The sequence below is a fragment of the Marivirga arenosa genome, from assembly GCF_030503875.2.
In the GTDB taxonomy this organism is placed as follows: domain Bacteria; phylum Bacteroidota; class Bacteroidia; order Cytophagales; family Cyclobacteriaceae; genus Marivirga; species Marivirga arenosa.
This window is the reverse complement of record NZ_CP129968.2, coordinates 1971415-1987796: the sequence shown is the minus strand read 5'-3', so window position 1 is coordinate 1987796 and position 16382 is coordinate 1971415. Positions and strand designations below refer to the sequence as shown.

Here is a 16382-nt window from a genome sequence, read left to right as displayed (position 1 = left end):
AACTTATCAATTTTGAAAATGTTACAGAGGAACTTAATTCTAACTCTCATACAAACTTTTCATATCTTCTGGTATCCTTTTGGGCCTTTTAGTTTTAGCATCTAATAAACACCAAAATGTTCTCGCCTCTGCTTTAGTTTGGTTATTATCAGGATTAAAAATTCTTGTCATTCTTTCAGATTTCACTCCTTCCATTGAAGCTACCCACGTTTCAGCTACCACTTTTTCATTAGGCTTAATTTCTTTTTTGTAATCTATTTCGTGTCTCAATGCTACCCATAGATTAATTTGATCATCATCCGTTCCTGAAATATTCTTCCAATGTGCCTCTGCCACATCCTGAACCCATTGTAAATACACTACATTATTGATATGCCCTAATTCGTCAAAATCTGTACTTTTGGGGTTAATATTTAATTGAAATCTACTCATTTATAAATAATTGTACTGAATGGATTTATTGTATTATTAATGATGCTATTTCCTCCATAAATTATCTCCTTAGGAATAGTATCCAACAATTGAGATTGTGAAGATAAATTATGCACAACATTTAACAGCTCATTTTGATATACTCTACGATAGACTACTAAATATGGGTTTGAATTTTTTATAGATTCAATATTTCCTTTTGATAAAGCAATGTATTGATTTCTGAAATGAATCAAATTCCTATAATGATGATATAATGACAGAGGATTATCTTTTTGCTCTCGAAGAGATTGAACTTTACCATCTTTCGTGAATACTGCTTCGATCCAGTTTGTTCTAAAAGTATCCAATTCTTTAGTATCCCATAAGAATGGTTCTCGTATATTTGGATCCGGCTTTTTACCCAACATACCTATTTCTTCACCATAATAGATATATGGCGTTCCGGCTAAAGTTAAAAGAATGGAGGCCGCTAATTTTGCCTTCTTTAGATCACCATTCAGATTACTCATGATTCTATTTTGATCATGATTGGTTAGAAAAATCGCATCTTTATAATCATTTGATGCATCTTTATAAAGCTTTCTTTGTTTGATTAATCTACTTATGATGTCTTCTTTATCAAGGTTTTCCCAAGAAGGGCCACTGATGGTACTGGCAATATTTCTTTCTTGAAGGATAGATTGCTGTATACTTCCAGCCAAATCAAAATTAAATAATGCAGGTAGACCTTTAGCAAATTCTTTTCCAACAGAAGCAGGTGCCCATACCTCTCCTACCAAATACACATCATCTTTTACTTTTTGCATTTCCCTTTTATACTCCTGCCAAAACAAATAAGAGTCTTTAATTCTTTCATCAGGGAAAATGTGTTTTGCAGCATCTAATCTAAATCCATCAACACCAATTTCGTTTAGCCAGTATTTCCCAATATCATAAATTTCCTTTCTGACTTTCGGATTATCAAAATTTAAGTCCGGCATTCCTCCCCAGAAAAAACCATAATAATGCTGCTCATTTCTATCATTATTTACAGCATGCCATTGCGTAATATTATCCGAATCTTGTGTGACCTCTTTTTTTGATATTTTATCTGCTACACTATCTATATCTGCCCAGATATAGTAATCACGATAGGGATTATTTCTGCCCTTAACAGCTTCCTTAAACCAAGGATGTTCAGAAGAAGTATGGTTGATGATCATGTCAATAATCACCTTGATATTTCGATTATGAGCCTCTTTTAAAAAGGTTTTAAAATCATCCATTGTTCCATAATCAGGATGGATGGCTTTATAATCGGTTACATCATATTTATGGTAAGAAGGTGAAGGCATGATAGGCATTAGCCAAACAGCAGACACACCTAAATCCTGCAAATAATCTAATTTTTGTATTGCACCTCTAAAATCACCAATTCCATCACCATTTCCATCAGCCCATGATTGAATAAAAATTTCATATGCAACACCTTCAGGGAATTCAGAATTAATAATTGATTCATCATTATTTTTCATTTCTAAGGAATTACAAGCTGACAGAATGAATACTGTGTGAAAGCATAATAGAACAAAATTTATTTTCATCTGGAATATGAATACAATAAACTTAAAAGTACTAAAAAGAAAATATAGCTTAATTATAAAGCAAAAAAAAGCACAGGCAATTATACCTGTGCTTTAATACTTAGAATTTCATGACTTTTTAAGCCAGTCTATTAATACAGTTTAATTCTTTAAAAGCTTGTTTTAAACGTTCTACCATGCTCTGCTCACCTTTTCTTAACCAAGCTCTTGGATCATAAAACTTCTTATTTGGTAAATCTGGATCATCAGAAGTACCAATCTGTTGTTGCAATCTATCTTTATGCTCTTTATAATAGCCATGTACACCATTCCAGAAAGCCCATTGCATATCTGTATCGATATTCATTTTCACAGCTCCATATCCAATTGCCTCCTCGATTTTCTCTGGCTCAGAACCTGATCCACCATGGAATACAAATAATACTGGCTTTTCTGCTGTATCATGCTTTTTCTGAATATGATCTTGTGAGTTTTTTAAGATGTCAGGACGTAGCTCAACATTTCCTGGTTTATATACACCATGAACATTTCCGAATGATGCCGCAATAGTGAAATTATCACTCACCTCTTTTAATTGCTCATATGCATAAGCCACTTCTTCTGGCTGAGTATATAATCTACTACTATCAACTCCAGTATTGTCAACACCATCTTCTTCACCACCAGTGATACCTAGTTCAATCTCAAGATGCATACCCATTTCAGCCATTGGCTTTAAGTACTTCTTACAGATTTCGATATTTTCTTCTAAAGGCTCCTCAGATAAATCGATCATATGTGAGCTGAACAATGGCTTACCATGTGTTTTGTAAAATTCTTTACCTGCTTCTAATAATCCATCAATCCATGGCAATAATTTCTTAGCACAGTGGTCAGTATGCAAAATTACAGGAACGCCATATTCTTTTGACATTAAATGAACATGATGAGCGCCTGCAATAGCCCCAGCTATAGCGGCTTTTTGTCCATCATTAGATAATCCTTTCCCTGCATTAAAAGCAGCTCCTCCATTAGAGAATTGAATGAAAACTGGTGAATTTACATCTCTAGCAGTTTCTAAAACTGAATTAATTGAATTGTTACCAATTACGTTTACTGCCGGTAATGCATATTTATTTTCTTTTGCATGATGAAGAAGATTCATCATTTCGTCTCCGGATAATACTCCTGCTTTAGCCATGTTTTTATATTTTAATGAATTACGTTTCGTTTAAGAACTCAAAAATGACAATAATGAAAGAAATATAAAAGGGAATAAGAGATAATGTTATTTAATGTATGTTGAGCTAATCAACATATAATTTAAAATACTACTTCATTAATATTTTAAAAATTACAACTACAGATCGTAAAGCTGTAATACACCAATGCATTTCTGATCCTCAGCCACTAGTAAAGTGTTAATTTTATGTTCCATCATCATCAATTCAGCCTCCTTTAGTTTCATTTCTTTATCAATGAATTTAGGAGAATTAGTCATAATATCTTTGGCTTGAAGGTCCATGAAATTAGCTTTATTATTTTTCATTCCTCGTCTTAAATCACCATCTGTTATTACTCCTGATAATTTAGCTTGATCTTCAATTATGGCAATACCCAACCTTCCTGCAGACATGGCTTGAATAACCTCCTCCATTTTACTATCAGATGCAATAACTGGCAATTCTGTAGACCTCATCACATCTTTCACTCGCATTAATAATCTTCTTCCCAAAGAACCCCCAGGATGAAATAAAGCGAAATGCTCAGGTTGAAAATCTCGTTCACGCATTAAGGCAACAGCCAATGCATCCCCCATTACCAAAGTAGCTGTGGTTGAGGAAGTGGGTGCCAAATCAAGGGGACAAGCCTCTTCCTCTACATGTACATTCAAATGAAAATGAGTATTCTTAGCTAATGTTGAAGCGGGATTTCCACTCATTCCGATTATCTTATTCCCGTTTCTAAGGAAAAAAGGCAATATTTTAAGCAATTCATCGGTTTCACCTGAGTTAGAGATTGCAAGTACAATATCATTTTGTTGTATCAGACCTAAATCGCCATGATAAGCCTCCCCTGGATGCAAAAAGAAACTAGGTGTGCCTGTGCTTGAAAATGTAGCCGCTAATTTTCTTCCAATTATTCCGGATTTACCCATACCCGTTACAATCAGCTTACCTTTACTATCCATAATGGCATTCACAGCCTTTTCAAAATCATCTGTCAGTAAGCTTTCTAAATCTTTTACTGATTTAGCTTCAATAGCAATTGTTTCTTTAGCAGAATCTAAAATCCGACTCATTGAATTATTGATTTTATTAATGCTTTTAAATCCTTTAAAAATACCTGATTAGGTCCATCACTCCATGCTTCATCAGGATTAGGATGAGTTTCCAGAAAATAACCATTAGCCCCAAAAGCTTTCGCTGCCATTGCCATACCAGGTACAAATTCTCTATTGCCTCCCGTCTTTCCTCCTGCCCCACCTGGGCGTTGCACAGAGTGCGTACAATCCATAATTACAGGAAACCCGTGCTCAAGCATGTCTGGAATATTCCGGAAATCTACTATTAAATTATTATACCCAAACATATTGCCACGCTCAGTCAACATAACTTGCTTATTCCCCGCCTGAACCACCTTTTGAGCAGGATAATACATATCTTCACCTGATAAAAATTGCGCTTTTTTAATATTTACAATCTTACCCGTTTCAGCAGCTGCTAACAATAAATCTGTTTGACGGCATAGAAAAGCAGGTATCTGCATAATATCAACCACATCTTCTAATAATTTAGGCTGATTTGACTCATGCACATCTGTAGTAACTGGAAGATCATAAGTTGACTTAATTTCCTGCAGCCATTCTCTTCCCTCTTCTAATCCAGGACCTCTTTTAGCTGATGCTGAAGTTCTATTTGCCTTATCGAAAGAAGATTTAAAAATGATTTCAACATCAAACTCCTTTTTAAGGGTAACTATTTCCTTGGCAACTGTATGCAATAAATCCATACTTTCCATTACGCACGGACCTACTATAAAAAAAGGCTTCTCAGAAGATAATTTATGATATAAATTTTGTGACATCTTATTAAATCAACTCTATTATAATGATATGTATTATTAATCTGTGACAAAGTTGCTAATTTAAATTTCAAAACAGAAATAAATGATTTTGTTTCCTAAATCTATTTTGCTAGAACTAATATTAGCCACTGTATACAGATCTGAAATCCTTTAAAAAAGCATATTAAATGATTTTTAAATACAAATGGTTAAATTGCAAACGTCACCGCAAACGATTGCATGAAATTTATAATTGCATCAGTAAATTCTGATAACTTTATTGGATAGCTTAGCGGTCCTTAAAAGTAAAATGGATGATTAGTTCTAAAACGATAAATAAATCGAATTCAAACCTTCATTGTGGAAATATTGAACACTATGAAGAAACTTCTTATGGTATTTCTGGCAAAACTGAAAATGCATATTTCAAAATCACCGTAATACAGGAAGGAACTTTCAAAATACATTTAAGCACCTCAGAAGAATTTGATGAGCTCTCCTATGCGGTTATTTCGAAACCACTAAATATTGACTTTAGCTGTATCGATCATGATAATATTGTAGAAATAAAAACTGATAAACTTACTTTAGAACTTAACAAATCTCCATTTGCTGTAAAATTTAAAAATAAGAGTGGTGAGCTTATCAATGAAGATGATGCTTCTTTTAGCACCTCGTGGTTGGGAGAGCAAGTTACTACCTATAAAAAACTACAAGAAGGGGAAAGATTTATTGGTTTAGGCGAAAAAACAGGACCTTTAGATAGAAAAGGAAATGGATATCAAAACTGGAATACTGACCATTTCGGTTACCCACCAGATAGCGATCCATTATACTGTAGTATTCCCTTTTATATTGGAATACACAACCATCTTTCCTACGGCATCTACCTAGATAACAGTCATAAATCACATTTCAATTTTGGAGCTTCAAATAGAAGGTTCTCTAGCTTTTCAGCTGACCAAGGTGATATGTCATATTACTTCATTTATGAGGATAATGTAGAAGATATTATTAGCGCCTACACTGATTTAACAGGAAGAATGGAACTTCCTCCTATATGGAGTTTAGGCTATCAGCAATGTCGTTACAGTTATAAACCTGACAAGGAGGTTTTAGGTATAGCTAATTTTTTCAGGGAAAAAGAAATTCCTGCAGATGTGATGGTTTTAGACATTCATCATATGCAAGATTATAAAATATTTACCTGGGATGGGGAAGATTTTCCGAATCCGAGTAAAATGATTGAAAAGCTGGAGGAAATGGGATTTAAGCTTGTGGTCATATGTGATCCAGGTATTAAAATCCAAGAAGGCTATGAAGCTTATGACTCGGGAGTAAAAGAAGATGTATTCATCAAATATCCAGATGGGGAATATTATGAAGGAGAAGTATGGCCTGGATGGTGCCATTTCCCTGACTTCACAAATCCAGATGTTAGAAACTGGTGGGCTGAGAAACTAAAAGCCTACACTGATTTAGGAATTTCTGGTTTATGGAATGACATGAACGAAATTGCAACCTGGGGTCAATATCTTCCTGAGCTGATGGAGTTTGATTTTGAAGGTCAAAAAGCATCTACCCGAAAAGCAAGAAATATCTACGGTATGCAAATGGCCAGAAGTACCTATGAAGGAGCCAAGAAGAACCATCCTAATAAAAGAGTTTTCAACCTTACTAGAGCAGGCTTTGCCGGTATACAAAGATATGCCTCAGTTTGGACTGGCGATAATGTAGCCAATGATGAACACATGCTATTAGGAGTTCGACTAGTCAACAGTCTTGGCTTAACAGGAGTGGCATTCTCAGGTTACGATATTGGCGGCTTTGCAGGTGATGCTAACAGCAAATTGTTTGCAAGATGGATTTCAATTGGAGCATTTGCTCCATTCTTTAGAGGTCATAGTATGATTAACAGCCGAGATTCTGAACCTTGGGCATTTGGTGAAGAGGTCGAAGAAATTTCCCGTAATTACATAAATCTGCGCTATAAATTAATGCCTTATATATATTCAGCATTTTATGAGGCTCATGAAAGTGGTATTCCCGTAGCTCGCAGTTTAGCGATTTATTACCCACACGATGATAAAATCTACAACTCCCTATATGAAAACCAATACTTATTTGGGGCTAATATTTTAGTAGCTCCGGTTTCAAGTGAAGTAAATTTAGCTAAGGTATATTTACCTGAAGGAGAATGGTATGATTTATACGATGATAAATTCTATCACGGTAAGCAGGAAATTATAGCAGAGTGCCCAATTGAAAAGTTACCTGCATTTGTAAAAGCTTCTTCTATTATCCCCATGCAAGACAGGGTGCAAAGCTTGAGTAACAATCAAAATAGTGTTTTATATCTTCATATTTATAAAGGATTAGAAAATAATACCTACCAATATTATGAAGATGATGGTGACACTTTCAATCATGTAGAAGGTGCTTTTTATAAAAGGTTAATCGAATATAAGCCTCAAGAAAAACAAATAATTTTCCACGCTAGAGAAGGAAATTATAAATCTCAATATAAAGAAGTGCAGATTTACTTCCACGGCTTTGAAAATGAATTAAAGCAGGAGATTTCAATTGATCAACAGTCAATCCCAATAGAAAAATCACCTTATAGATTCATAGATCCAATCTCAAACTTTGATCCACTACCAGATGAGGAAAGGACTGATTTTAAAATAGAAAATCTACCGCTAAGCAAATTTAAATGGGAAGAAGAACAATTCATTATAAATTGGTAAGTGAATAATTATTTGGTAAACCCCCACAACATTTTTAAACCATAAATAATTAAATGGAAGATATTTCAATTGCTTCTAAGAAACCAAAATTAAGTTTTTGGGAAATCTGGAATATGAGTTTCGGATTTTTAGGTATTCAATTTGGGTTTGCGCTTCAAAACGCAAACGTAAGTAGAATATTTGAGACTTTAGGAGCTTCAAAAGATAGCCTTCCTATCTTATGGTTAGCAGCACCGGTTACGGGCTTAATTGTTCAACCCATAATTGGATATTATTCTGATAAAACCTGGATTCCCAAATGGGGACGTAGAAGACCTTTCTTTGCAATTGGTGCTATATTGGCAACTATTGCATTATTCATCATGCCAAATTCCCCTAGCCTATGGATAGCCGTAGGCATGTTGTGGATAATGGATGGTTCTATAAATATTAGCATGGAACCTTTCAGGGCTCTTGTTGGCGATATGCTACCCAATGAACAAAGATCAAAAGGATTTGCCATGCAGGCTGTTTTTATTGGGGTTGGAGCAGTCATAGCATCAGCATTACCTTACATTTTTACCAACTGGCTAGGTTTTAGTAATCAAGCACCTGATGGCGAAATTCCAGATTCCGTAAAATGGTCTTTTTATATAGGTGGAATTGCATTTTTATCAGCTGTTATGTGGACTGTGTTTAATACAAAAGAATATCCACCGGATGATATTGAAAAGCTAAAGCTCGAAAATAGTGAAAGAGGTGTTTTTACAGGTTTGGCAGAATCCTTCATAGGCATATTTAAAATGCCTAAAACCATGGTTCAGTTGGCTTTCGTTCAGTTTTTCTCTTGGTTCGCCTTATTTGCGATGTGGATTTATACCACACCTGCCGTAACTGAGCATATTTATGGCACAACCGATACTAAATCGGCAATCTATAATGAAGGCGCTAATTGGGTAGGCATTATGTTTGGGGTTTATAACGGAGTTGCAGCACTCTCTGCTTTTTTACTACCCCAATTAGCCAAATATTTCGGAAGAAGAGGAACTCATATGATTGCATTATTATGTGGAGGAGCTGGCTTAATCTCTATATTTTACATTAATGATCCAAACACATTAGTCATCAGTATGATTGGAGTAGGTATCGCATGGGCTAGTATTCTTTCATTGCCTTATGCTATGTTAAGTAGTGTTTTGCCTGCTGACAAAATGGGGTATTACATGGGAGTTTTCAACTTTTTTATTGTTATCCCTCAAATCGTTGCTGCTGGTATATTAGGTTATATTTTGAGGAATTTCTTTCATAATGATGCTGTTTATGCCCTAATCGTGGGGGGAATCTCAATGGCAATTGCAGCTTTCCTAAGTTTATTAGTAAGAGATATAGACGAAGAGAAAAGAAATAAAGCTAAAAGTAACAACTAAGCTCTAGGGTGAAATTCTTTCAAGGTCTGAGATAAAAAATCACGATCTAAGTGAGTATAAATTTCAGTTGTGGTAATGGATTCATGTCCTAGCATTTCCTGAACAGCTCGTAAATCAGCTCCTCCTTCTATCAGATGAGTAGCAAATGAATGACGGAATGTATGGGGACTTACTTTTTTATGAACACCTGCTAAATTGACCTGCTTTTTAATCATGGTAAAAATAGATACCCTGCTGATCGATCCTCCAAAACGATTTAGAAAGACAATATCTTTAGCTTCAGGCTTTGGGTTTTGATGAATTCTGACTTCATTGATATAAATCTTCAAATGCTTGGAAGCCGACTTTCCCATCGGTACTAATCTTTCCTTGCTCCCCTTCCCTATTATTCTTAAAAAGCCTATATCAAAATAAGTATTGGATATTTTTAAATTCACTGCTTCACTTACTCTAAGACCAGATGAATACAATACTTCCAGTATAGTCCTATCTCTTTGCCCATTAGCATTAGTTAAATCCACTGAATTCAAGATACGATCAATTTCTTCCGTGCTCAACACATCAGGTAGTTTTCGCCCTAACTTTGGAGCCTCTAATAATTCTGCCGGATTCTCTTTTATAATATCTTCATATAATAAATATTTAAAAAAGCCTTTTATACCTGATACTACTCTTGCTTGGGTATGGACCGTCATACCTAATTCATTTACATATTCTAAAAAATTATGTAAATCAGAAGGCTTAACTTCTAAAGGATCGTTTTTAGGATTGGAGAAATCCAAAAACTGTTTTAGCTTTATCACATCATGGATATAAGCAGAAACGGTGTTTTCAGCTAATGAGCGTTCTAATTGTAAATAATTCCTATATTCAGTTAAAAATATATCCCAAGCCATAATTAAATGTAATGGATAAAAAGAAAATCATAATCATAAATGGGCCAAATTTAAATCTTTTAGGTAAAAGAGAACCTAAAATATATGGAGCAGCTTCATTTGATGAATTTATAAAAAAATTAAGACTAGATTACCCTGATGTAGAACTAGATTATTATCAATCCAATATAGAAGGTGAGTTGGTATCAAAAATTCAGGAATCCGATTCTGCCTATGATGGAATTATTTTAAATGCTGCGGCCTACACCCACACCTCTGTTGCCATACATGATGCAATTGGCGCTATAGACACAGATGTTATAGAAGTTCATATATCCAACATTTATAAAAGAGAAGAATTTCGGCATAAAAGCTTGATTTCATCAAAATGCATAGGAATGATTTCAGGCTTAGGATTATCAGGATACAAATTAGCCTTAGAGCATTTTAAAACTTTATAAATCTAATGATATGAAAATAGCAATCATAGCTCACGATGGTAAAAAACCAGAGATGGTTTCTTTCCTCAATAAAAATAAAGAAAAGCTTTCTAAGGTATCATTAGTGGCTACTGGCACCACAGGTGGATATGTAGAAAATACTGGTTTAAAAGTAGAAAAGCTTTTGTCTGGTCCCATTGGTGGAGATGCTCAAATAGCTGCATTATCTGCCGAAAAAAAGCTTGAAATGGTGCTATTCTTTAGAGATCCGCTAGGCAAGCATCCTCACGAACCAGATGTTCAAATGTTGATGAGAATTTGTGATGTTCATAATATCCCAATTGCTACTAACCCAGCAACTGCCCAATTACTTATTGACGCTTTCTGGAGTAAACAGATGTAAGCTAATTTATTATTGAGCTTCAAGCACTTATAAGCAAAATATTTTAAAGATCAGCATTGCCAAAGCTATAAAATTGTATTATATTACAATACACTATTAATTTTCTACGCTATGGCTGATCGTGAATTTATACAATCTGGTACAACTGGACCTCGCCTTAAATACATCCTAAAAATCTTTAATAGCTATACTACAGCCTGGATATTTTCAGCTTTGGTAATAACGGCAGCTTATGGCTTTTTTTTTCAATCCGAATATTTAAAAGAATCAGGCATTTGGTCTTTAGCCTTGACTTTAGGAGGAGAGTTTATTATTGCGCTTTTAATTACAGGCTTTATAACCTTATTCATTTACGATAAAAGACAAAAAGACACTCCTATTCAAAGAGTATTTCCCGTGGTCATTTGGGGTAGAAAATTATTAGTAAAAATTGGTCCATTATTAAGACAATATCTTTTCTCTAATGATCAGGAAGAAACTCCTTACAATAGAATAACCAGAAACTGGATTTATGCTACCTCTTCTGGTGCCAGAAACACCATTGGCTTCGGTAGCCAAGTTGATATGGATAAAGTGGGTACTACTTTAATTATGCCAGCTACATTTACCAACACCAAAACTTTAACAGGGGAAGAAACAGGACAATTCTACAAAAAAGTAATTGGCAAACACACAGGCGTTGAAACTTATACTTTAAATCACTTTGTACACATCAGTGCCATGTCATATGGAGCCTTATCCTTTAATGCACATGCAGCACTCAACAAAGGCGCTAAAATGGCAGGGATTTTACATAATACAGGAGAGGGATCTTTAGCTCCTTGTCATGAATATGGAGATGCTGATCTGGTATTCCAGATAGGAACTGCCAAATATGGAATTAGAAATGAATCAGGTGATATGGATGATGATTTACTTAAAGATATGGCTAATCATCCGCAGGTGAAAATGTTTGAAATTAAATTGGCTCAGGGTGCCAAACCAGGTAAAGGAGGCATGTTGCTAAAAGAGAAAATCACTCCTGAGATTGCTAAGATCAGAAAGATCCCATTAGGTAAAGATGCCTTTGCTCCTGCTCGCCATAAAGAATTTACCGATGTAAATGGACTTTTTGATTTCATTGATAAAGTAAGAGGAATTGTGAATAAACCTGTAGGAATTAAAATGGTAATTGGCCATACCGCAGAAATTGAAGACATAGCACAAAAGATCAGTGAAGAACCGGGTCGAGGTCCCGATTATATTGTAATTGATGGTGGTGATGGTGGTACGGGTGCTTCTCCACATGTTTTGAGTTCTTATGCGGGTTTACCTATGAAACAAGCACTTGCAGTAGCAGACTGGGCACTTAAAAATAATGGCGTTCGTGATAAAGTAATACTATTCGCAAGCGGTAAAATTGCTACTACCATTGATATTGCAGTAGCTATGGCTTTAGGTGCTGATGCCGTTTATATTGCTCGTGGCTTTATGCTTTCCCTTGGCTGTATACAAGCCTTAGAATGCCATACCAATGCATGCCCTACTGGTATTGCTACGCAGAATAAAAGGCTTCAAAAAGCATTAGATATTGAGTCAGCAGCAAAAAGAGTGGCCACCTATGCAGATGCTCTTTATAAGGAAACTCAAATGCTAGCAGAATCATGTGGTTATGATAGTCCTAGTCAAATTACATCTGATGATATTATGGTGGTTACCTCACCAGGTCATTTAGATTATCTATCAGAATTACATGGAATATCAGCCTTTGAAGCAAGCTATGAGCGTAGACAAGCTAAAGAAGGAAATATGAGCGTGGGTGAAATGAAAATGAAACGTGAGCAAGTCTCAACCTAAAAAACTCATCTTAAACACATAATACTCTGAATGGTGCAAGCGTCAGCTTGTACCAAATACATAGATAATTTAAGCATTGATGACTAAACATGATGCTATGATTTGATTATAATAGAATAAAGATACACAATTCATGGACCGCACAAGCGGACGCTTGTGCGAGGAGGATAAAAACCCCTTTTAAAGCCATTTTAAGTGATATGACACCAAGGTGACAGGCTTGTGTCGTAACAATGACCCGCTTTTCAAGATACTTTTGTACTTTCACAAATCGAAAAATGATGGAACAAGAAAGTATCTCAAAAAATCTAATCTATTACCGTAAAAAAGAAGGCTTATCTCAAGAAAAGCTTTCTGAGAAATCAAGCGTTACGGTAAGAACTATCCAAAGAATTGAAAAAGGAACCGTAAATCCACATTTGGATACCCTTAAATTATTAGCAATAGGTCTGGGCATTGAAATTGAAGATCTAAAACCGTTGAATAATCCTAAAGAAGAAGATATTCAAACTAAATGGTTATTATTATTTCATGGAGTACCGCTTTTGGGAGTGGTAGTCCCATTTATTAATATTATTACTATAGTATTGCTTTGGGTACATAAAAGAGGAGATAATCCTATTTATGATAAACATGGTAGGAAAGTTATCAACTACAACATATCCATAACTCTCCTCTTTATACTTGCTTTTATAGCATTGATTACGGTGCAAGGCTATGGCTTTTTGTTTTTCATCAGTGTTGTGCCATTGAATTTCACTATCATACTATTCAATATTTTTTATGTTCTCAATAAACAAAAGTGCTTCTATCCTTTCAGTATTCCTTTTCTGAGTTTGAATAAATTTAAGAGTGCTGCTATATGCGTAATATTGATCTCACTTATATCTTGTAGTATTGATAATGAGAAATCAATAAACAGATTAGATGAAAGTACCATAACAATAGATTCATTAGAACAAAAAATAAAGCAACTATCTCAAGATGCGGAAGTACATGGCCTTGCATTAAGTATTTTCGAAGACAATCAAGTGAAATATACCAACACCTTTGGCTTTAAAAATAATAATAGCAGGCAGCCTTTATCTGATAGTTCGAATATCTATGGCGCATCACTTAGCAAGGCTGTTTTTAGTGTTTTAGTGATGGATTTAGTAGAAGATGGTGTGATTGATCTAGACACTCCATTAGAAAACTACCTACCCAAAAAGATTTATGAATATGAACCTCAGACACGCTGGCATGATGATTACTCAGATTTAAAAGAAGACAGCCTTTATCACAAAATTACTGCTCGAATGTGCTTAGCTCATACCTCAGGTTTTCCGAATTGGCGTTGGTTTGAGGCGGATCAAAAACTGAGAGTAAAATTTGAGCCTGGTAGTCGTTATTCATATTCAGGTGAAGCTATGGTGTATTTACAGGTGATTATTGAGAAGATGACCAGTAAAGGATTAGAAGAATTAGCTCAAGAGAGAATATTCAAGCCATTAGGTATGGTAAACTCGAGCTTTCAATGGCAAGACCGTTTTGAAGCAGATTTTGCTTATGGTCATAATGAAATGGGTATGGTATTAATGAAAGATAAAGATAATGAGCCTAGAGGCCCGAGTACATTGGAAACCACTGCTTCCGACTACAGCCTATTTTTAGAAGCCGTGCTTCAGCAAAAAATATTAAGTAAAGAAAGCTGGAAGGAAATATTCACTCCTCAAGTTAAAATCAATTCGAAGCATCACTTTGGTCCACTTGCTAATAAAACTACTTCTGAATATGACGCTATTGAATTATCATGCGGCTTAGGATTTATCTTAATCAAAACGCCTTACGGATGGGCTGCATCTAAAGGTGGTCATGGAGATGGATTTGAGCATTATTCTATCCTATTCCCAGATGCCAAGAAAGGGGTAATGATCATGACGAACAGTGCTAATGGAGAAAGTATCTTTAAATACTTATTAGAGCTTACTCTTAAAGACACCTTTACGCCATGGAAATGGCATAATTTCATTCCTTATAATAAGGAGGTTTTATAGTTGGATTGTTTTGTCCTCCAGCTGATTATTAAGTTGGAGGATAAAATAGAATGCGACACACGTGCGCTAGCGGGGATACAACACCCTTAGAATAAACAAATTGAGATTCGTTATGGTAATTATAGTTCATTCTGATATATTAGATTTTCATCAAAACATAAAACAATTATGGGCTATATCATAGCATGGGTAATTTTAGCTTTATTAGTTGGGGCTATTGGAAGTAATAGAAAAATAGGTTTTGGAATGGCTTTGTTGTGGTCAATTTTGTTAAGTCCTTTAGTAGGTTTAATTATCACACTTTTTTCTGAATCTGAAAGTAAAAGTAAAAAAATACCCAACTATAAAAAGCACAAAGAATTAGGTGCAAAGGCTGAATATAAAAACGAAAATGAAAAAGCTATTGACCATTATATGGATGCCCTTTATCATTTAGAAAATGACTATAAAAATAAAAAGATATCTAAAACACAAAATGAAAAAAGGCTTCAACATATTGAAGAACTAAAAAAGAAAGTAAGTGAATTAAAAGGTGAATAATTACCTCCCATTGCTGAAAAGGACTTTAATAGCCAATTAATTCTGCCAAATTTTTAGTTTGATCATGTATCCTACTAAGAATTTTAAATTTCTCAATTATTTCTCCTTTCTCAATGGGATCAAATTCTTTAATTTCATTTTTATCCAGTTTATTTATTGGTTCATCTCTAAAATTACTATTCATTAATAATATAAAACTTTTAAAATTATCAGGTAAACCAATATAAATGAAATTCAAGTTTTCATCGGAGAAACCTTGAATTTTAAAATAGTTAATTTGAATGGCTAAAGTGTTCAATAACAATTGTAATTTCGATAATGAATCTTTATTAAAACTATTAATATTACTCAAATAAGTGACATCTAAATTAAGTTCAGAATGTATATATATTTTTTTATAAGATGTGTTATAGGCTTAAGAATATGTGTTCTAAATTTATCCAGAAAATCAATACAATTGATTTTTAAAGAATCGTAATCAAATTTACGTTCATTAAACCTATCATATATACTATTTTTCAAAGTTATTATTAATTGTAATTCATTTGCTTTCTTGTTTTCATCAACCATCAATTTATTGGCAGTAACTAATTCTTTATTTGCATCAACCATTTTTGATAGTTCTGTTTGCTGTAAACTGTATGTTCTAAAAAGTAGTGTAACCGTTATAACATATAGTATTAGCGTCAAAACTTTGTCTGCCATATCAAATGAAAATGAAGAATTGTCAAATTCTATTATTTGAAAATAATCAAAAAGAAATAGTACTATTAGAAACAATATGAATACAACAAATAAAATTAAAATCAGAAAAAAGTATTCTTTTAAAGACCTAATAGAAATATTCATAATAATAAGGTTTTGATTTCTAGAACTGCCTAAAGATATATAAAAAATACTACTTCAGAATTCAAAGTGGTATTAACTACCACTAATCATCGTTTGAAAGGATAATTATTAAACATTCAGTTTTTAACACAAAAATTAAAGACATAAAAAAACCTCCTCCGCTTTTGACACGAAGGAGGTAAAAATA

General features: G+C 34.2%; 15 protein-coding genes. 7 read left to right on the top strand and 8 right to left on the bottom strand.

The window, feature by feature from the left end; genetic code table 11:
- Positions 1–39: 39 nt before the first annotated feature.
- From QYS47_RS08485 to kdsA, 5 genes are all read right to left on the bottom strand, one after another.
- Entirely contained in the window at positions 40–432 is a 393-nt protein-coding gene (locus tag QYS47_RS08485; protein WP_322348377.1) for an acyl-CoA thioesterase, read from the bottom strand.
- Positions 429–1949, bottom strand: coding sequence for an alpha-amylase family glycosyl hydrolase (locus QYS47_RS08480; protein WP_322348376.1), 1521 nt, complete (start codon positions 1947–1949; stop codon positions 429–431). Before QYS47_RS08480 ends, QYS47_RS08485 begins: the two co-directional genes overlap by 4 nt.
- Before the next feature lie 187 nt (positions 1950–2136).
- A complete protein-coding gene (gene fbaA, locus QYS47_RS08475) occupies positions 2137–3198 on the bottom strand; it encodes a class II fructose-bisphosphate aldolase (protein ID WP_322348375.1) in 1062 nt (353 codons plus the stop codon).
- A gap of 159 nt (positions 3199–3357) precedes the next feature.
- Positions 3358–4299 (bottom strand): KpsF/GutQ family sugar-phosphate isomerase, encoded by a 942-nt coding sequence (locus tag QYS47_RS08470; protein WP_322348374.1) that lies wholly within the window; start codon positions 4297–4299, stop codon positions 3358–3360.
- A complete protein-coding gene (kdsA, locus tag QYS47_RS08465) occupies positions 4296–5084 on the bottom strand; it encodes a 3-deoxy-8-phosphooctulonate synthase (RefSeq protein WP_322348373.1) in 789 nt (262 codons plus the stop codon). Before kdsA ends, QYS47_RS08470 begins: the two co-directional genes overlap by 4 nt.
- Before the next feature lie 293 nt (positions 5085–5377).
- Between kdsA and QYS47_RS08460 the strand changes: the two genes are divergently transcribed.
- Positions 5378–7810: a glycoside hydrolase family 31 protein gene (locus tag QYS47_RS08460; RefSeq protein ID WP_322348372.1), complete on the top strand. Its 2433-nt coding sequence runs from the start codon at positions 5378–5380 to the stop codon at positions 7808–7810.
- A gap of 53 nt (positions 7811–7863) precedes the next feature.
- Positions 7864–9216, top strand: coding sequence for an MFS transporter (locus tag QYS47_RS08455; RefSeq protein ID WP_322348371.1), 1353 nt, complete (start codon positions 7864–7866; stop codon positions 9214–9216).
- On the opposite strand, the gene xerD is transcribed toward QYS47_RS08455, so the two are convergent.
- Complete coding sequence (gene xerD, locus QYS47_RS08450) at positions 9213–10112, bottom strand: site-specific tyrosine recombinase XerD (protein ID WP_302126081.1); 900 nt, start codon at positions 10110–10112, stop codon at positions 9213–9215. The two genes, QYS47_RS08455 and xerD, sit on opposite strands and share 4 nt — an antisense overlap.
- 11 nt (positions 10113–10123) lie before the next feature.
- On the opposite strand from xerD, the gene aroQ reads away from it, so the two are divergent.
- The 5 genes from aroQ to QYS47_RS08425 all read left to right on the top strand — a co-directional run bounded on the left by aroQ (position 10124) and on the right by QYS47_RS08425 (position 15346).
- Complete coding sequence (gene aroQ, locus QYS47_RS08445) at positions 10124–10552, top strand: type II 3-dehydroquinate dehydratase (protein ID WP_302126083.1); 429 nt, start codon at positions 10124–10126, stop codon at positions 10550–10552.
- Positions 10553–10562: 10 nt separating this feature from the next.
- Positions 10563–10934: a methylglyoxal synthase gene (locus QYS47_RS08440; RefSeq protein ID WP_308356970.1), complete on the top strand. Its 372-nt coding sequence runs from the start codon at positions 10563–10565 to the stop codon at positions 10932–10934.
- 111 nt (positions 10935–11045) lie between these two features.
- A complete protein-coding gene (locus QYS47_RS08435; protein ID WP_322348370.1) occupies positions 11046–12770 on the top strand; it encodes an FMN-binding glutamate synthase family protein in 1725 nt (574 codons plus the stop codon).
- Positions 12771–13048: 278 nt separating this feature from the next.
- On the top strand, positions 13049–14806 hold the full coding sequence (locus tag QYS47_RS08430; RefSeq protein ID WP_322348369.1) for a serine hydrolase: 1758 nt from the start codon (positions 13049–13051) through the stop codon (positions 14804–14806).
- A 168-nt stretch (positions 14807–14974) separates the two neighbouring features.
- Entirely contained in the window at positions 14975–15346 is a 372-nt protein-coding gene (locus QYS47_RS08425; protein WP_302126091.1) for a hypothetical protein, read from the top strand.
- A gap of 25 nt (positions 15347–15371) precedes the next feature.
- Here the strand turns inward: QYS47_RS08425 and QYS47_RS08420 are convergent, their stop codons facing one another.
- Both QYS47_RS08420 and QYS47_RS08415 read right to left on the bottom strand, forming a co-directional pair.
- Positions 15372–15698 (bottom strand): hypothetical protein, encoded by a 327-nt coding sequence (locus tag QYS47_RS08420; RefSeq protein ID WP_322348368.1) that lies wholly within the window; start codon positions 15696–15698, stop codon positions 15372–15374.
- 11 nt (positions 15699–15709) lie between these two features.
- Positions 15710–16195 (bottom strand): hypothetical protein, encoded by a 486-nt coding sequence (locus tag QYS47_RS08415; RefSeq protein WP_322348367.1) that lies wholly within the window; start codon positions 16193–16195, stop codon positions 15710–15712.
- Positions 16196–16382: the final 187 nt, after the last annotated feature.